This window comes from Flavobacterium sp. ABG (genome assembly GCF_001027725.1).
GTDB classification, from domain to species: domain Bacteria; phylum Bacteroidota; class Bacteroidia; order Flavobacteriales; family Flavobacteriaceae; genus Flavobacterium; species Flavobacterium cupriresistens.
On record NZ_LEKS01000005.1, the window covers coordinates 21,435 to 40,821 of the forward strand.

Sequence of the window (19,387 nt, forward strand, 5' to 3'; positions counted from 1 at the left end):
TATGCTAGACTGGCTTAAAAATATTAACAAAGAACATCCTGAATTCTGGAAAGATTATCTGGCTAAATTCGAAACAAAACCCAATCGGTTTGTCGTTTTGTCTACAGAAACGTCTGGCTTGAATCCGAATAAGGATGTGATTTTGTCTTTGGGAGCATTTTCTGTTGTTGATGACAGTATCCATATTAAGGATAGTTTTGAATCTGTTTTATTACAGTATAAGTTTTTACAGGATAATGGGCTTTCTAATGAATTTATCATTGAAACTAAAATGATAAAAATGCCGGAACCTGAAGCAATTGAAGCTTTTATTAGTTTTTTGGGTAATGCTGTTTTGGTCGGACATCACATTAATTTTGATCTCGAAATGCTAAACAGTGCCCTGGAACGTTTGGATTGCGGAAGGCTTAAAAATGAAGCACTTGACGTCGACATGATGTACAGAAAGTTAATGGATATCAATGACAAACAGTTTTCACTAGATGATTTGTGTGACATCTATAAAATTCCAAAAAGTGACCGAAATTCCTCTACCGAAGACGCGTACAGAATTTCGTTATTGTTCTTAAAATTAAAATCCCGATTGGGAATAAAATAAAAAAAGCCTCTTAAAATTTAAGAGGCTTTTTTGTATCTGTTAGTTTGAGAATATTAGATTTTCTCTTTGGTGATTTCATCTACAATTTCAGGGTTTAATAGTGTTGAAGTATCTCCAAAACTAGAGAAGTCTCCTTCAGCAATTTTACGTAAAATTCTACGCATAATTTTTCCTGAACGTGTTTTCGGTAAACCGGACACGAATTGAATTTTATCCAATTTAGCAATTGGTCCAATATGGTCCGAAATATACTGATTGATTTCTTTGCTTAAATTGGCTCTGTCTCTGTATTCGCCTGTTTCTTTTAAGATCACAAAACCATACAAAGCATTTCCTTTAATATCATGCGGGAATCCAACAATAGCAGATTCTGCAACTGCCGGGTGCTCGTTGATTGCATCTTCAATTGGAGCTGTACCTAAATTATGACCCGAAACAATCACAACATCATCTACTCTACCGGTGATTCTGTAATACCCTACTTCGTCTCTTAAAGCACCGTCTCCTGTAAAATATTTACCAGGGAAAGCAGAAAAATAAGTGTCTTTGTAACGTTGGTGATCTCCCCAGATTGTTCTGGCGATTCCGGGCCAAGGGAATTTAATACACAAACTACCCACTACTTGATTACCTTCAATTTCGTTGCGTTTTTCATCCATTAAAACAGGTTGAATTCCTGGTAATGGCAAAGTCGCATAAGTTGGTTTTGTAGGTGTTACAAAAGCGATTGGCGAAATCATGATTCCACCAGTCTCAGTTTGCCACCAAGTATCAACAACCGGACATCTTTTGTCTCCAACGTGATCATTAAACCAGTGCCAAGCTTCTTCGTTTATAGGCTCCCCTACTGATCCGATTACTTTAAGTGATTTTAAAGGATATTTTTGAACGTAATCCAAGCTTTCTTTTGCCAGAGAACGAATCGCTGTTGGCGCTGTATAAAACTGAGTTACTTTATGTTTTTCGATAATTTCCCAAAAACGACTGAAATCAGGATAAGAAGGTACTCCTTCAAAAATTACGGTTGTTCCTCCGTTTAATAATGGTCCGTATAAGATATAAGAGTGACCTGTAATCCAACCGATATCTGCGGTACACCAGAAAATATCATTTTCTTCGTGATTGAAAACATTTTTAAAAGTATAGGCGGTATAAACCATGTAACCAGCTGTGGTATGCACCATTCCTTTTGGTTTTCCGGTTGATCCGGAAGTGTATAGAATAAACAAAGGATCTTCTGCGTCCATGATTTCTGCAACACTATTGTCCAGAGCAGCATCTAATAAAGGTTGCAACCAAATGTCACGGCCTTCTTTCATTTTAATTGCTGTTTGTGTTCTTTTCGCAACCAGAACTTTTTCAACAGACGGACAGGTTTCTAATGCTTCATCTACAATTCCTTTAAGGTCAATTGTTTTGTTTCCTCTATAACCACCATCAGAAGTGATGACCATTTTACATTCACAATCGTTAATTCTTGCCGATACTGCTGATGCCGAAAATCCCGCAAAAATAACAGAATGTATTGCCCCTATTCTGGCACAAGCCAAAACAGCTACGGCCAATTCCGGGATCATTGGTAAATAAATACAAACACGGTCTCCTTTACGAACGCCTTGCTCACGCAACACGTTGGTCATTTTAGATACACGTTCGTATAATTCGTTATAAGTTATATGTAAAGCGCTTTCTGAAGGATCGTTTGGTTCAAAAATAATCGCTGTTTTTTCTCCTCTTTTGCTTAAATGTCTGTCGATACAGTTTTTTGTAATATTCACTTTAGCTTCAGTAAACCATTTTACTTCAGCATCGCCCATATTAAAATCAACTACTTTTTCCCATTGTTGGTACCAAGTGAAATTTTCTTCAGCTATTTTTCCCCAAAATTTTCTTGGTTCTCTTATTGACTTATTGTAATGCTTAAAATATTGTTCTAAATTTTCAATTTTATAATAACTCATTTTGGATGGTTTTTTTTTTTTATAAATGTATTAAATCTGTATGTATTCTTAAAATTATTTAATTTATAAATTTTAGCATAAAAAAACACATAGTAAAAAAAATGTTACTTTTTTATGGGTATTTCATAAAAATAAGGGTTTTATGGCAAAACAACACCATAAAAAAGGCATAATAAATTAATATCATGCCTTTTCGTTTTAACAATTTCAATAACAATTAATTTTTTTTTGTAATGCTGCATTACAATGCTCTTTTCTATTTTGAAAATAGCAACATTTTGATTAATCAATATAGAAATCGATACAAGTATGTTTATTGCTAAACATACCCCATTAATTGGGACTACCTTCACCTAACTCAGAAACTTAAAAGTTAAGTGATTACAATATGCATCTATATCTATATTATCTTAATAAATGCTTACTAATTCAAAATATTACGTAAAAGAGATACAGTGCAAACCCCAATTTATTATCCAATTTTTTTCATTGCAGTCATCGATTCTCTCAACCATGCTCCTACTTCTTCGATAGGATGTTGACGAATTTCTTTGTTAACTGCTATTAGAACCGCATTGTCTACTCCGTTTGAAGTTGAGAATGGTTTTCCAATTATGTTTGTTTCTACTTTTTTCATGAATTCAGTCAACAACGGTTTACAAGCGTGGTCGAATAAATAACAACCGTATTCTGCTGTGTCAGAAATAACACGGTTCATTTCGAATAATTTTTTTCTTGCAATCGTATTCGCAATCAAAGGCAATTCGTGTAAGGATTCGTAGTAAGCTGATTCTTCGATGATACCTGCTTCGGTCATGGTTTCAAAAGCCAATTCAACTCCCGCTTTTACCATGGCAATCATTAATACGCCATTGTCAAAATATTCTTGTTCTGCTATTGGAGCTTCTTGTGGAGCTGTTTTCTCGAAATTAGTTTCTCCGGTTGCTGCTCTCCATTTCAATAAGTTAACATCGTCATTAGCCCAGTCAGTCATCATTGTTCTTGAGAATTCTCCTGAAATAATATCATCCTGATGCTTTTGGAATAATGGGCGCATAATGTCTTTTAATTCGTCCGCAAGTTCATAAGCTTCAATTTTTGCAGGGTTAGAAAGACGGTCCATCATATTAGTGATTCCTCCGTGTTTCAAAGCTTCTGTGATGGTTTCCCATCCGTATTGGATCAGTTTTGATGCATATGCTGCGTCAATTCCTTTTTCAATCATTTTATCAAAACATAAAATAGAACCTGTCTGCAACAAACCACAAAGAATAGTTTGTTCTCCCATTAAGTCAGATTTTACTTCTGCAACGAAAGATGATTTTAAAACTCCTGCTTTATGACCACCTGTACCTACTGCATATGCTTTTGCCTGATCTAAACCAGTACCATTTGGGTCATTTTCAGGGTGAACCGCAATAAGAGTTGGTACACCAAAACCTCTCTTGTATTCTTCACGAACCTCAGATCCAGGGCATTTAGGAGCACACATAATTACGGTAATGTCTTTACGGATTTGCATTCCTTCTTCTACGATATTAAAACCGTGAGAATACGATAAAGTAGAACCGTTTTTCATTAATGGCATAATCGCAGTAACAACAGCAGTGTGTTGTTTGTCTGGAGTAAGATTACAAACTAAATCGGCAGTTGGAATTAATTCTTCGTAAGTTCCCACTTTAAAACCATTTTCTGTAGCGTTTTTAAAAGAAGCTCTTTTCTCAGCGATTGCATCGGCACGTAGCGCGTATGAAATGTCTAATCCGGAATCTCTCATGTTTAAACCTTGATTTAAACCTTGTGCACCACAACCTACAATAACAACTTTTTTTCCAGCCAATGCTGCAATTCCGTCAGCAAATTCTGATTGCTCCATAAATTCGCAAACGCCTAATTGTTCTAGTTGTAATCTAAGTGGTAGTGTGTTGAAATAATTTGCCATTTTTTTAATACTATTTAATGAATGTGTAATTTAATAATTGATACTATTTAAGTGTCTCTAACATTGTTGATATTTCCATTTTCTCTTTAGAAACGGATATTCTTCCCGAACGTACAAACTGCATGATACCGTAAGGCTTAATTTTTGTGTATAATTCTTCGATTTCAGAACGTCTTCCTGATTTTGAAATCACAAAAAAGTCACGTGATACGGTCACAATGGTAGATTGACTTTCTTTGATGATATTCTGAATTTGTTTTTCATCGAAAAGCAGATTCGAAGCGATTTTGAACAAAGCATTTTCTAAATAAATAGTCTCTTCATCTGTGTGATAGAATGCTTTAATAACCTCAATTTGTTTTTCGATTTGACCGACAATATTCTTAACCCATTTTTCAGTAGTGTCTACTACAATTATGAATCGTGAAACATTCTCAATTTCTGATTCTGAAACATTTAAGCTTAATATGTTAATGTGGCGCTTTAAGAATATTCCTGATATTCTATTCAACAAGCCCACGTTATTTTCCGAGTATACCGATATGGTAAATGTTTTATCTTCCATGTTGTTTTAGCTTTTGTTGTTTCAGGTTTCAGGTTTCACGTTGTTACACTCGAAACTTGAAACCTAAAACTTGAAACTTCCTTTTTTTTAGCTTAATCTAATTTGAGAAACACATGCTCCCGTTGGAATCATTGGGAATACGTTGTTTTCTTTTTCTACCATAACTTCTAAAAAATAAGAATCTTTTGAAGCCATCATTTCGGCTACAGCAGCATCCAAATCTTCACGTTCGGTGACTTTTTTAGATTTAATATGATATCCTTCGGCAATTGCAACAAAATTGGGGTTGATCATTTTTGTTGAAGCATATCTGTTATCAAAAAACAATTCCTGCCATTGGCGCACCATTCCTAGGAATTCGTTATTTAAAACAACAATTTTTACAGGTACCTTTGTCTGAAAAATGGTTCCCAATTCCTGAATCGTCATTTGGAAACCACCGTCACCAATAACAGCGACAACTTCACGATCCGGTCTTCCCATTTTAGCTCCAATTGCAGCCGGTAAAGCAAATCCCATAGTTCCTAAACCTCCCGAAGTAATGTTACTCTTGGTTGAATTAAACTTCGCATAACGACAGGCAAACATTTGATGTTGACCAACATCTGAAACGATAATCGCATCCCCTTTTGAGTGTTTGTTGATCATTTCGATGGTTTCACCCATCGAGATTCCTTTGTTGTTTGTTGGTTTTAACTCCTCATCGATAACCGAATCAAATTCGATTTTATATTTTTCTTTGAATTCGTTGTGCCAAGCATCATGTGCTCTGTCATCAATTAGAGGCAATAAAGCATTTAGTGCTTCTTTTACATCGCCTAAAACAGCCACTTCTGTTTTTACATTTTTATCTACTTCTGCCGGATCAATTTCAAAATGAATCACTTTTGCCTGTTTGGCATAGGTTTTTAAATCTCCGGTAACACGATCGTCAAAACGCATTCCAAGTGCAATTAAAACATCGCATTGGTTAGTCAATAAATTAGGGCCATAATTGCCGTGCATGCCTAACATTCCCACATTCAAAGGATGAGCTGTAGGTAATGCGGAAAGTCCAAGAATCGTCCACCCTGCAGGAATTCCTGACTTCTCGATGAATGCTTTTAATTGTGCTTCGGCTTCACCTAAAATAATCCCTTGACCAAAAACAATAAAAGGTTTTTTAGCGCTATTGATTAAAGCCGCAGCTTCGGCAACTTTATCTAATTTTAATTTTGGAACCGGAGTATAACTTCTGATGGCGGTGCATTTTTCATAACTAAATTCAAATTCATCAAACTGCGCATTTTTAGTTATGTCAATCAAAACAGGCCCTGGACGACCAGAACGTGCTATGAAAAAGGCTTTTGCCATAATCTCAGGAATTTCGGAAGCTTCCGTAATCTGATAATTCCATTTGGTTACCGGAGTTGAAATTCCGATAATGTCTGTTTCCTGAAAAGCATCAGAGCCCAGTAAATGTTTTCCAACCTGACCTGTGATACAAACCATTGGTGTTGAATCGATCTGAGCATCGGCAATTCCGGTAACTAAGTTGGTTGCTCCGGGGCCTGAAGTAGCAATTGCAACTCCGACTTTCCCTGTAGCTCTCGCATATCCCTGAGCGGCATGTGTTGCGCCTTGTTCGTGACGTACTAAAACATGGTGTAATTGCTCCTGGAATTTATATAATTCGTCGTAAACCGGCATTATGGCTCCTCCCGGATATCCATATATTAAGTCTACTCCTTCTTCTAATAAACATCTTATAACGGCTTCTGCCCCTGATATTTTCATTGTATCTGTTTTTTTCAAAAATCTCGTCTAATGTTAAAATCAAAATCAATTTCTAGTTTTCTCTTTGAAATTTACTTTTGCTTTTATTGTTGTTTATATACAATTGATTTTTGATGTTGTTATTGAATCATTATTTATCGGTAACGCAACCTGTTGAGGCACTGGAGACCGATCTCGCGTATTTCAGTAATACTCCTTTTGAAGCTTTTAGAGGCGGTTGAATCCAACTTGCCTTTCTGGCTGCAAATTCAGCATCAGATATTTTAAGATCAATGGTGTTTTTCACAGCATCAATGGCAATTAAATCCCCATCATTAACCAGTGCAATACCACCACCATCATAAGCCTCGGGTGTGATGTGTCCTACCACAAAGCCATGTGAACCTCCAGAAAATCTACCGTCTGTAATCAGAGCAACGCTGTTTCCTAAGCCGGCTCCAATAATAGCTGATGTAGGTTTTAGCATTTCAGGCATTCCCGGACCACCTTTTGGTCCACAATACCTAATGACGACTACATCTCCCGGTTTTACTTTACCGGCCTGAATACCCGGAATTACATCAAATTCGCTTTCAAAAACAACTGCTGTTCCTTGAAAATATTCTCCTTCTTTTCCGCTTATTTTAGCAACACAACCTTCAGCAGCAAGATTTCCGTACAAAATCTGAATATTTCCGGTTGGTTTTAGTGCTTTTTGAATCTCATGAATAACCTCTTGTCCGTCTTGTAAGTCCGGAATATTGGCTAAATTTTCGGCTACTGTTTTTCCGGTTACGGTTAAACAATCTCCATGAATTAATCCTTCTTTTAGTAAGTATTTCAAAACAGCCGGAACTCCTCCAACTGCATGTAAATCCTCCATCATATATTTTCCACTTGGCTTTAAATCAGCCAGTACTGGTGTTTTGTCGCTAATTTTTTGGAAATCTGTTAAAGTAATTTCAACATCAACCGCATGAGCCATCGCAATTAAGTGCATTACTGCATTGGTAGAACCTCCTAAAACAGCTACCAGCGTAATTGCATTTTCGAAAGCCTTGCGGGTCATAATGTCTTTGGGCTTAATGTCTTTTTCTAATAAAACTCTGATGGCTTTTCCGGCATCAAGACATTCTTGTTTTTTCTCTTCGCTTAAAGCTGGATTTGACGAACTGTATGGCAAGCTCATTCCTAAAGCTTCAATTGCCGATGACATGGTGTTTGCCGTATACATTCCGCCGCAAGCACCTGCTCCCGGACATGCATTTTGAATAACGCCTTTGTAATCTTCAGGAGAAATGGTGTTGTTGAATTTTTTTCCTAATGCTTCAAAAGCAGAAACGATATTCAAAGATTCCCCTTTCCATTTTCCGGAGTGAATTGTTCCGCCGTAGACCATAATTGCCGGACGATTTACTCGACCCATTGCCATTAAAGCACCTGGCATATTTTTATCACAACCCGGAATCGCAATCAAACTGTCGTACCATTGCGCTCCCATAACGGTTTCGATAGAATCTGCAATTACATCACGGGACACTAAAGAAAAACGCATTCCGTCTGTGCCATTAGAAATTCCGTCACTTACACCAATGGTATTAAAAATAAGTCCGACCAGATTTGCATCCCAAACACCTTTTTTAACATCTTTTGCTAAATCATTCAGGTGCATGTTGCAGGTATTACCATCGTAACCCATGCTAACAATACCTACTTGTGCTTTTTTTAAATCTTCTTCAGTTAAACCAATACCGTACAACATGGCTTGCGCTGCTGGTTGTGTTTGATCTTGAGTGATGGTTTTGCTGTACTTATTTAATTCCATTATGTATTTTTTATTTAAATTTTATCCAAAAAAAAACCTTCCAATATTTGGAAGGTTTCTAATATATTTTTTCAATTATATTTATACCATTCCTGATGCAGATGTGTTAATCACATTGACAACAATAACAGAAATAATAATAATTGAGATTTGCATCTTTTCTTTTTTAGTTTCACAAAAGTATAAAAACTTAAAGGACTAAAAAAATAAAATCTCAACATTTATGATACTTATTGTTGTTTTTTGTATTATTTTAATAAAAACACTAAACAATTGTTGATTGTCCAATGTGAACATTATCATTATTGAAATAAAGTAAGTCGTCTTTGCTGAAAATGAAATTGGAAACGAACTCTCCTACTTCATTTGTGCCAAATTTTGAATCTGCTTTCAAATCTGTTGTGACTACTTTAAATTCAATTGCTTTTTCAACCGCCTGATACACCACATTTGCTTCTTTAAACAGTCCGAAATGTTCTAATAACATTGCAGCAGATAAGATGGAAGCAATTGGGTTTGCGATATTTTTTCCTTTTGCCTGTGGATAAGAACCGTGAATGGGTTCAAACAACGCATTTTTTTCTCCTAAAGAAGCCGAAGCTAATAAACCGATAGAACCTGTGATAACACTGGCTTCATCAGATAAGATATCACCGAACAAATTTTCTGTCAAAATCACATCAAATTGTTTTGGATTTAAAATGATCTGCATGGCGGCATTATCAACAAATAAGAAGTCTAAAGCAACATCGGGATAACTCTCCCCTATTTTCTGAACTACTTTTCTCCACAATCTTGAGGTTTCCAAAACATTGGCTTTGTCTACCATGGTTAGTTTTTTACGACGATTTTGTGCCGCTTTAAACGCTAAATGTGCAATTCGGGTAATTTCTTCCTCTGAATATTCGCATAGATCAGAAGCATGTGTTCCTTCTTCGTTTAGGGTTTTAGCTCCGAAATAAGCTCCGCCTGTTAATTCTCTGAAAATAGTAAAATCAGCACCATCAATAATTTCTCTTTTTAATGGAGAAGCATCAATCAATGATTTATAAGGTTTAATTGGACGGATATTGGCAAACAAACCCAGTTCTTTACGCAGTTTTAATAATCCTTGCTCCGGACGCACCTTTGCATTTGGATTGTTATCATATTTAGGATCTCCAATCGCGCCAAATAAAACAGCATCTGTATTCAGACACAAGTTTAGTGTTTGCTCCGGTAAAGGATTTCCTGTTTTGTCGATAGCGATCGCTCCCATAAGCGCTTCTTCAAAAACAAATTCATGATTGTACACCTCGCCTATGGCGTGTAAAGCTTTTTTGGCTTGTAAAATTACTTCCGGTCCAATACCATCTCCTGGTAAAACTGCTATTTTCAAATTCATAACGTCTCGTTCTTTATGTATTTAAATCTTTTTTTTCTCTAATTAATTTCTGATCAAATCACCCTCAATCTTAGAAGCTTCAATGATTTGATGAATATCTACATCTAATACTTCTTTTTTGATATCTGCGAATTTTAAAAACTCGATGTATACAATATCCAATTGTGTTTTGGTAAGTTCATAACCTACCTTTTTAGCACGGTAAGCCAATGCAGCTCTACCACTTCTTGCTGTTAATATTATAGATGATTCATTAACTCCCACATCAAGTGGATCCATGATTTCATAAGTTGCTCTGTTTTTGATTACTCCGTCCTGGTGAATACCGGAACTGTGAGCAAAAGCATTCGCGCCAACAATAGCTTTATTGGGTTGAACAATCATTCCCATACTTTCAGAAACTAAACGGCTCATTTCGTTTAATTCTCGGGTATTGATATTGGTATCTAAATTCAGATATGGGTGTTGTTTGAAAATCATTACAATTTCTTCCAACGCTGTATTACCGGCTCTTTCGCCAATACCGTTTATAGTACATTCTATTTGTCTTGCTCCATTTATAGCACCTGCAATTGAGTTTGCAGTCGCCATTCCTAAATCATTATGACAGTGGCAGGAAAGGATTACGTTTTCGATTCCTTTTACGTTTTCTTTTAAATATTTAATTTTTGCACCGTATTCTTCAGGCAAACAATAGCCTGTAGTGTCGGGGATATTTAATACTGTTGCTCCCGATTTTATTACTTCTTCGCAAACTTTTGCAAGGAAAGCGTTATCCGTTCTACCGGCATCTTCGGCATAAAACTCCACATCTTCAACATAAGATTTTGCATGTGATACGGCATATTTTGCTCTGGCGATAATATCTTCTTTTGTCGTATTTAGTTTATGGAGTATGTGAGATTCTGATGTTCCGATTCCGGTGTGGATTCTTGGTTTTTTAGCATGTTTTAAGGCAGCTGCAGCAACATCGATGTCGTTTTTTACGGCTCTTGTTAGTCCACAGACGGTTGCGTTTTCTACAATTTTACAAATCTCAGAGACCGATAAAAAATCGCCCGGACTTGACACAGGGAAACCTGCTTCAATGATGTCAACTCCCATCTTATCAAGTCGTTCTGCGATAACTAATTTTTGTTTCGTATCTAACTTGCATCCCGGGACCTGTTCACCATCACGCAAAGTGGTGTCAAAAATTTGAACTTTCTCTCTATTCATATTCATTTATTTAATGTAATTTCACATCTTGATAACAAATATATGTTGTACTACTTCTGTATGAAATTCATTTTAATGAGATTATACTGTTTATAAAACAATTTATACGCTATTAAATAACTAAAAATCAATAAGTTACATTATTATATTTTACAATGGCTAACCATCAAAAAGATTTCTTATTTGTTCTGATAAAATCACTTTCAAAATCTGAAAAAAGGCAGTTTAAAATTTTTGCAAGTCGTTTGGAAACGAGTTCAAATACAAAATTTATTGAATTGTTTAATATTTTAGATAAGTCCGAAACTTATGATGAAAAACTCATTCTTAAGAGCGGAATCATAAAAAAAGTACAGCTATCTAACTTAAAATCATATTTGTACAAGCAGATATTGGTCAGTATTCGATTGAATATTCCAAGTCAGAACATTCGTTATCAGTTGCGGGAACAGATTGATTTTGCTGTTATTCTTTATAATAAAGGTCTTTATAGACAGAGTTTAAAGATCCTTGACAAGACAAAAATTCTGGCGCTGGAGAATGATGAAAAATATATGGCGTATGAGATTGTCGAATTCGAAAAACTAATCGAATCACAGTATATAACCAGAAGTATTCAGGGTCGTGCAGATGAATTAGTCGTACAGGCCAAAGAATTGAACTATCGCAATACAATTTCAAGTAAATTATCGAATTTATCACTGCAATTGTACGGAATCATGTTAAAAACGGGTTACGTAAAAAGTGATGAGGAATATAAGTATATAGACGATTACTTTAATAAACACATCGCCAAGCTGGACGAGTCTAAGTTTGGTTTCCGTGAGAAGTATTGGTTTTATAATGCCAATCTGTGGCGTAGTTTCCTTGTTCAGGATTTTGTAGCAAGTTATAAATATGCTTATAAATGGGTGACCTTGTTTTACGATAACCCTAATATGATTTATTTGAATCCTGTATTTTTCCTAAAAGGGAATCATTATTTTCTGGAATCGCTTTATATGTTGAAGTATAAAACGAATTTCAAGAAATATTTGACACTTTTGGAAGAAACCATTCAGGATCCTAAATTCCCTGTGAATGATAATATTGCATCGTTATCCTTTTTATACGTTTATAACAACAAACTAAATTTGCATATCCTGGAAGGTACTTTTGCCGAAAGCGAATACCTGATCCCGGAGATTCTGGAGAAAATAAAACTGCACAACGAACATCTTGATGAACATCACGAAATGGTGTTCTATTATAAAATTGCGTGTATTTATTTTGGGAATGAGAAGTACAATGAGTCTATTCATTATTTGGATAAAATCATCAACAACAAAAATTTATCGATGCGCGAGGATTTAATGTGCTTTGCGCGTATCTTGTCTTTGATTGTACATTATGAGTTAGGGAAAGATTATTACTTGGAAAATCACCTTAAAAACACGTATAAGTTTTTACTAAAAATGAACGACCTGCACGAGGTTCAAAAGGAGATTATCAAATTCTTAAAGAACCTGAACAATTTTTATCCTGCCGATATTAAAAAGGAGTTTATTAAAATGAGGACTCGTTTTATAGAACTGGAAAAAATTACCTATGAAAAAAGAGCTTTTCTGTATTTAGACATTATTTCATGGTTGGAGAGCAAAATAGAAAATAGGAAAATTGCCGATATTATGAGGGAAAAGGCGAAACTTAACAGGTGAAATTAAAATTCCAATATTTTGAAATTCCAAATTCCAAAAATTAAAAACAAACCCGACAGGTTTTTAAAACCTGTCGGGTTTAAATTTGTAAACGAAATTCTATTTTAAGGTAATGAAAACCATAAAAAAAATCCCAACCTCCAACAATTGGAATTTGGGATTTTAAATTATTGGAATTTACTACAATGTTATTCTATAATATTAGAAGTCGTAACATAGAAGTTTTTGTCTACTTCCAGTTTAGGTTCTTTGCCTTCAATTTTTTCTGATTTCCATTCCTGAGTTGGTTTCAACCAGATTTCTTTTCCGTCTACCGTTACTTTTACCGGCATGTCAAACTTATTTACGCAGTTTGTCCAGTGGTATCCTAGTTGTCCGTCTTTAAACATATATTCAAAAACCGGAATTTTGGTACTTCTCAAATACTGATTGAAAATTTTACTCAAATCAATTCCGGTTTGTGTACTCATATAATCTTCAATCTGTTTAGTCGTAACGGTTTGATGATAAAAAGTACTGTTTAAACCTCTTAAAATTGATTTCCATTTGGCATCATCATTTACAATCTGACGAATCGTATGAAGCATATTGGCTCCTTTTGGATACATATCCCCGGAACCTTCATTATTTACTTCATAATTACCTATAATCGGTTTGTCGTTTTGAATGTTTCTTCTGCATCCGATAACATATTCAGCTCCTGCTTCTTTGCCATAGTAATATTCTACAAAAAGACTCTCCGAGTAATTGGTGAAACTTTCGTGAATCCACATGTCTGCAATGTCTTTGTAGGTGATATTATTAGCAAACCATTCGTGACCAGATTCATGGATGATGATAAAGTCAAATTTCATTCCCCATCCGGTACCGCTTAGATCATGACCTAAATAACCGTTTTTGTATTCATTACCATAGGTTACAGAACTTTGGTGCTCCATACCTAAATAAGGCGCTTCAACCAGTTTATAGCTGTCTTCGTAGAAAGGATAAGGTCCAAACCAGTTTTCAAATGCTTTTAGCATTCTTGGTGCATCTTTAAAGTGCTCTTTGGCTTTGTCTAAATTGTCTTTTAAAACATAATAACTGCAGTCCAGATCTCCTTTTTCTCCTTTATACTTCTCCGAAAAATGAGCATAATCTCCAATATTAATGTTTACACCGTAATTATTAATCGGATTGGCCACGTACCAATTAAAGGTTCTCGTGCCGTCTTTTTCTTTTTTTACACTTTGTAATCTTCCATTAGAAACATCGGTCAAATCTCCGGGAACATTTACGCTAATCAACATGTTCTCCACTTCGTCATACATATGATCTTTGTTAGGCCACCAAACACTGGCGCCCAGACCCTGACAAGAGGAAGCAATGAAGTCTTTCCCGTTTTTGTCTTTTTTCCACGTAATTCCTCCGTCCCAAGGTGGTTTTATCGCTTCTTTTGGTTTTCCTCCAAATGAAACAACAATTTCCTTTTTGTCTCCTACTTTTTGAGCAGCAGTTAATTCGATGAAAAAAGCATTGCCATCTCTCACAAACTTTAGCTCTTTCCCATCCTGAGTGACTTTATAAATCTGCATGGGCTGCTGTAAGTCTATTTGCATTTTCGTCCCTGTTGACAAAACCGTATATCGAATCGTATTAGATCCGGTTATCGTTTTCTCAGAAGGGTTTACTTTAATATCCAGATGGTAATATTTCAAGTCCCACCAGGCTCTTTCTTTTGTGATGCTTCCGCGTAAGGTGTCCTGATGTGTAAAAGTAGTTTCAGACTTATTAAGAAGTCCTTGAGCATTGGTTCCGAAACTAACCAGAAAGGCTATAACAAAGCCTCCAAAGTAATTTTTCATAAATTTAGAAATTTGTAATAAATAAGGTATTTAAGCCAACTTAATCTGTAACAAATGTAAACATTCAGATTAAGTTATCTGAAATTTTATGATTTCTCTTCGAAATATTTAATGTTAAAATTCATTATTCTTCAGTATTTTAGCTTTTCTAAAAAACACCGCTTACTTTATGAAATCCAATTTAATACTATTTGTTTTATGTTTAGTTTTTTCTGTAACAGCTGGTGCCCAAACAATTCCAATTCATAAAACAAGAGGGAAAATAAGTATCGATGGTGATTTAGCTGATTGGAAGACACCATTTAAAGGTCCGTTTGTTATACATAATTCAGGTGGAAAGGCTACCCAACAAACCACTGTTTCTTTTGCTTGGGATGATGAAAATCTTTATGTGGCGTATCGTTCTCAAGATGCTAGAATTGTCGGATCAAAGAAGCAAAACGACTCGCAAATATTTAATAGTGATGATTTAGTTGAAATTTTTATAGATCCTGATGGAGATAGGCAAAATTATCTGGAAATCGGAGTTAATGCTTTCTCAACACATTACGATATGCTCATTAAATGTATTTCGTCTGGTTGTGGAGGCTGGAATACTTCTATATCGTTTAACCTTTCCGGCTTGCAAGCAGTTAGTAAAATGAATTCAAAAGGCTTTTCTACCGAAATAAAAATTCCTTTTTCGGGGTTGAAAAACATTCCGAATGGGAATTTTAACAAACCGAAAATCGGCACCAAATGGAAAGGAAATGCTTTTAGAATCGATTACGGTAATACGACTGAATATCTTGCAGTACAGTCTTATAAGAATTCTGTATTTGGTTTCCATAAACCGGAGGAGTTTGCAGTTTTGGAGTTTGTGGAGTGAAAAACGTTATTAATGGTTTGTTTCAGGTTTCAGGTTTGAAGTTTCAGGTTTGAAGTTTCAGGTTTCAGGTTACTGTTTACTAGTTTTAGGGTTGTTGCAATTCTGTCATTTCGAGCGAAGTCGAGAAATCATACAAGCTGCTCCATTTCTATTTTCCTCAATTTTGTCCTACTGAGGAACGAAGTGTCTTCATGAGATAATCCGTAAAGTGAAGTTCAGCGGTATCGATTCAGCAAGCGTAGATCCTTCGTTCCTCAGGATGACAAACTGCACGGAGCTTCTGGTGTGATTTCTTGTGCGTTTGCAGAAATGACAATTCATACAGTTTATTTTGCAAGGGTTCAGGTTTCAGGTTTCAAGTTTCAAGTTACTGCATACTAGTTTTAGGGTTGTTGCAATTCTGTCATTTCGAGCGAAGTGAGAAATCACACAAGCTGCTCCGTTTCTATTTTCCTCAATTTTGTCATACTGAGGAACGAAGTATCTTCACAAGTAATTCCGTAAAGTGAAGTTCAGCGGTATCGATTCAGCAAGCGTAGATCCTTCGTTCTTCAGGATGACAAACTGTAAGGAGTTTCTGGTGTGATTTCTCGCCTTCGCTCGAAATGACAAAAAAATGCATTCTTAAATTACTATTTCTGACGCTTCTTCAAAACATTTACAACGTCTTCCAGCTGAAAACCTTTGGCTTGTAACAAAATTAAATAATGAAAAAGTAGATCAGCACTTTCACTTAAGAACAAATCATCATTATCGTCTTTGGCTTCGATTACCACTTCTACGGCCTCTTCCCCTACTTTCTGGGCAATTTTATTGATGCCTTTTTCAAATAGTGAAGCCACATAACTTTTCTCGGAATCAGCATTTTCTCTGCGGACTTTGATTGTTTCCTCCAAATTGGAAATAAAACCATAAGACTCTTTGTTTTCTTCCTGCCAGCAGGTATCTGCCCCTGTGTGACACGTTGGTCCAACGGGTTTTGCCTGAATTAATAAGGTATCGCCATCACAGTCATTTTTAATGTCTACCAAGTTTAAAAAGTTACCACTCTCCTCGCCTTTTGTCCAAAGTCTTTGTTTGGAACGGCTAAAAAAAGTAACTTTTTGAGTCTCAATCGTTTTTTGAAATGATTCTGCATTCATATAACCCAGCATTAAAACTGTTTTAGTCTCTGAATCCTGAACTATTGCCGGAATTAAACCGTCTGTGTTTTTTGAGAAATCTATGTTCATTATGATTTTATATTTTTGAATTCAGATCTTAGATTGCTGAATCCTGTTATAATTTAATTAATAAGTATTGGAATTTGGAATTTAAGAAATTTGGGATTTAAATTCTAACTTCAATACTATTGTTTTTAAGTTCTCTTTTTAAAGCTTTAATTTCGATTTCTTTAAAGTGAAAAACACTCGCAGCCAAAGCAGCATCTGCTTTTCCAATTTTAAATGAATCGACAAAATGCTGAATATTCCCGGCTCCTCCTGATGCAATAATCGGAATATTTACCAGTTCCGAGAGTTTTGCCAAAGCCTCGTTTGCAAATCCGTTTTTGGTTCCGTCATTGTCCATTGATGTGAATAAAATTTCGCCTGCACCACGTGTTGCAACTTCTACGACCCAATCGAATAAATTTAACTCTGTTGGTACTTTTCCACCTACTAAGTGTACAATCCATTGTCCGTTAATTTGTTTGGCATCGATTGCTACCACAACACATTGACTTCCGAATTTTTGTGCCAAATCATTGATTAATTGCGGGTTTTTTACAGCCGATGAATTGATTGATACTTTGTCAGCTCCATTGTTCAAAAGGATTTCAACATCCTCGACCGAAGAAATCCCTCCTCCGACCGTAAACGGAATATTGATTTTTTCCGCAACATGGCGCACCATATTTACTAAAGTCTTTCTGCGTTCTTCCGTAGCGGAAATATCCAGGAAAACCAACTCATCTGCCCCTTCAGCTGAATATAACGCAGCAAGTTCTACAGGATCTCCCGCATCGCGCAAATCAACAAAATTGACGCCTTTTACGGTTCGACCGTTTTTTATATCTAAACAAGGTATGATTCTTTTTGCTAACATTTTTTTAGTGTGTTAATTAGATAATGTGTCAATTGGATAATTTTAAAATTATATAATTACTTGATACATATGGTTTTCTTGAAAATAACATTTTTTTTGTTGTTATGATTTGCATGTCATGACGCATCGTGGATACGTGCCATTGGATGTACCGTAGAGGTGCACCGCATAGACGCACCGTGGAGACGCACTGCTGTGCGTCTCTACATTGATAATATGTAATTTTCCAATTGTTTCAACGAAATTCGTCCTTCGTAAATCGCTTTTCCTATGATGGTTCCTTCACAGCCCAATTCGGCTAATTTTGGTAATTCATCAAAGGTTGAGATTCCTCCTGATGCGATTAATTTAATCTCTACTGCGTTCGATTTGACGGTACAATTCTCTATTATTTTTTTATATAAATCAAAACTTGGGCCTTCTAGCATTCCGTCTTTGGCAATGTCCGTGCAAATAACGTATTGAATTCCTTTGTTTTGATAGTCCTGAATAAACGGAACCAAATCTTCATTTGAGTCTTCTAACCAGCCTGAAACTGCCACTTTTTCGTCTTTAGCATCTGCTCCCAGAATGATTTTATCAGAACCGTATTCTGCAATCCATTTTTGGAATAATTCTTTGTTTTTTACTGCGATACTGCCACCTGTGATTTGATTTGCACCACTTTCAAAAGCAATTTTCAGATCGGAATCTGCTTTTAGTCCGCCTCCGAAATCAATCTTCAGTTTGGTCTTTGTTGCTATTTGTTCTAAGATTTTATAATTGACAATCTTGCTTGACTTGGCGCCATCCAGATCTACTAAATGCAGATACTCAATTCCGTGTGCTTCAAATGATTTTGCGACTTCAAGCGGGTTTTCATTGTAAATTATTTTAGTGTCATAATCTCCTTTTGACAAACGAACACATTTTCCGTCAATGATATCTATGGCTGGTATTATTCTCATGTTTATTATTTTAGTTTTCTGATTTTAGATTTTAGATTCTAAAATTGGAATTGAAATGGATGTTTTGGTTAAATTGGAATTTAAAATATTTAAATATTTAAAAAATTCCCCAGTATTTTCTCTCCAATGTCTCCGCTTTTTTCGGGGTGAAATTGGGTTCCGTAAAAATTATTTTTATGTAAGGCTGAGGCGTATTCAACATCGTAATGGCTTGTTGCTATGGCTTCAGGGCAATTTGGAGCATAAAAACTGTGTACCAAATACATGAATTCGTTCTCTGGAATTTCTCTAAACAAATCTGATTTCAAATTATAGATCTGATTCCAACCCATTTGAGGCACTTTTACGTTAGATGTGAATTTTACGACATCAACATCAAAAATACCTAATCCTTTGGTGTTTCCTTCTTCAGACGATTGGCACATCAGCTGCATTCCCAGACAAATTCCTAATACAGGTTGTTTTAGATTTGGAATCAAACTGTCCAAACCACTCTCAATCAGTTTTTCCATTGCTGAACTTGCTTCGCCAACTCCGGGAAAAATCACTTTGTCGGCAGCCAGAATTTCTTCCGGATTATTGCTCAGGACGGCCTTGTAACCCAGTCTTTCAATAGCAAACATGATGCTTTGAATATTTCCTGCCCCGTAATTTATGATAACTATTTTCATTTTTATTCTTTGGTATGTTTTGTTTTT

15 protein-coding genes are annotated in these 19,387 nt (G+C 35.7%); 3 read left to right on the forward strand and 12 right to left on the reverse strand.

From position 1 onward, the window contains the following. The first annotated feature begins 1 nt into the window (after position 1). Positions 2 to 598, forward strand: a complete 597-nt coding sequence (locus tag AB674_RS06705) for a PolC-type DNA polymerase III (protein ID WP_047775038.1) — start codon at positions 2 to 4, stop codon at positions 596 to 598. Positions 599 to 651: 53 nt separating this feature from the next. Here AB674_RS06705 and acs read toward each other — a convergent pair whose 3' ends face one another. The 7 genes from acs to AB674_RS06745 form a co-directional block, all read right to left on the reverse strand. Next, positions 652 to 2,559 (reverse strand): acetate--CoA ligase, encoded by a 1,908-nt coding sequence (gene acs / locus AB674_RS06710; RefSeq protein ID WP_047775039.1) that lies wholly within the window; start codon positions 2,557 to 2,559, stop codon positions 652 to 654. A gap of 472 nt (positions 2,560 to 3,031) precedes the next feature. Then, a complete protein-coding gene (ilvC, locus tag AB674_RS06715; RefSeq protein WP_047775041.1) occupies positions 3,032 to 4,501 on the reverse strand; it encodes a ketol-acid reductoisomerase in 1,470 nt (489 codons plus the stop codon). Positions 4,502 to 4,544: 43 nt separating this feature from the next. After that, positions 4,545 to 5,066 carry an acetolactate synthase small subunit gene (gene ilvN / locus AB674_RS06720; protein WP_047775043.1) on the reverse strand — a complete coding sequence of 174 codons (522 nt, stop codon included), beginning with the start codon at positions 5,064 to 5,066 and terminating at the stop codon, positions 4,545 to 4,547. Between the two features lie 87 nt (positions 5,067 to 5,153). Then, positions 5,154 to 6,842, reverse strand: a complete 1,689-nt coding sequence (gene ilvB, locus AB674_RS06725) for a biosynthetic-type acetolactate synthase large subunit (protein ID WP_047775044.1) — start codon at positions 6,840 to 6,842, stop codon at positions 5,154 to 5,156. A gap of 130 nt (positions 6,843 to 6,972) precedes the next feature. Next, a complete protein-coding gene (gene ilvD, locus AB674_RS06730) occupies positions 6,973 to 8,646 on the reverse strand; it encodes a dihydroxy-acid dehydratase (RefSeq protein WP_047775046.1) in 1,674 nt (557 codons plus the stop codon). 265 nt (positions 8,647 to 8,911) lie between these two features. Further along, positions 8,912 to 10,030, reverse strand: coding sequence for a 3-isopropylmalate dehydrogenase (leuB, locus tag AB674_RS06740; RefSeq protein ID WP_047775049.1), 1,119 nt, complete (start codon positions 10,028 to 10,030; stop codon positions 8,912 to 8,914). A gap of 42 nt (positions 10,031 to 10,072) precedes the next feature. Further along, entirely contained in the window at positions 10,073 to 11,248 is a 1,176-nt protein-coding gene (locus AB674_RS06745) for a 2-isopropylmalate synthase (protein WP_082210609.1), read from the reverse strand. Between the two features lie 155 nt (positions 11,249 to 11,403). On the opposite strand from AB674_RS06745, the gene AB674_RS06750 reads away from it, so the two are divergent. Further along, the gene (locus AB674_RS06750) at positions 11,404 to 12,945 is read left to right on the forward strand and encodes a hypothetical protein (RefSeq protein ID WP_047775051.1); all 1,542 of its coding nucleotides are present in this window, start codon (positions 11,404 to 11,406) and stop codon (positions 12,943 to 12,945) included. Positions 12,946 to 13,133: 188 nt separating this feature from the next. On the opposite strand, the gene AB674_RS06755 is transcribed toward AB674_RS06750, so the two are convergent. After that, positions 13,134 to 14,789, reverse strand: coding sequence for a M1 family metallopeptidase (locus tag AB674_RS06755; protein WP_047775053.1), 1,656 nt, complete (start codon positions 14,787 to 14,789; stop codon positions 13,134 to 13,136). A gap of 169 nt (positions 14,790 to 14,958) precedes the next feature. On the opposite strand from AB674_RS06755, the gene AB674_RS06760 reads away from it, so the two are divergent. Then, positions 14,959 to 15,657: a carbohydrate-binding family 9-like protein gene (locus AB674_RS06760; protein WP_047775055.1), complete on the forward strand. Its 699-nt coding sequence runs from the start codon at positions 14,959 to 14,961 to the stop codon at positions 15,655 to 15,657. 632 nt (positions 15,658 to 16,289) lie between these two features. Here AB674_RS06760 and hisIE read toward each other — a convergent pair. The 4 genes from hisIE to hisH form a co-directional block, all read right to left on the reverse strand. Further along, on the reverse strand, positions 16,290 to 16,889 hold the full coding sequence (hisIE, locus tag AB674_RS06765; RefSeq protein ID WP_047775057.1) for a bifunctional phosphoribosyl-AMP cyclohydrolase/phosphoribosyl-ATP diphosphatase HisIE: 600 nt from the start codon (positions 16,887 to 16,889) through the stop codon (positions 16,290 to 16,292). A 97-nt stretch (positions 16,890 to 16,986) separates the two neighbouring features. Beyond that, positions 16,987 to 17,742 carry an imidazole glycerol phosphate synthase subunit HisF gene (hisF, locus tag AB674_RS06770; protein WP_047775059.1) on the reverse strand — a complete coding sequence of 252 codons (756 nt, stop codon included), beginning with the start codon at positions 17,740 to 17,742 and terminating at the stop codon, positions 16,987 to 16,989. Positions 17,743 to 17,945: 203 nt separating this feature from the next. Then, positions 17,946 to 18,689: a 1-(5-phosphoribosyl)-5-[(5-phosphoribosylamino)methylideneamino]imidazole-4-carboxamide isomerase gene (gene hisA, locus AB674_RS06775; protein WP_047775060.1), complete on the reverse strand. Its 744-nt coding sequence runs from the start codon at positions 18,687 to 18,689 to the stop codon at positions 17,946 to 17,948. A gap of 89 nt (positions 18,690 to 18,778) precedes the next feature. Then, on the reverse strand, positions 18,779 to 19,360 hold the full coding sequence (gene hisH / locus AB674_RS06780) for an imidazole glycerol phosphate synthase subunit HisH (protein WP_047775061.1): 582 nt from the start codon (positions 19,358 to 19,360) through the stop codon (positions 18,779 to 18,781). Positions 19,361 to 19,387 lie beyond the last annotated feature (27 nt).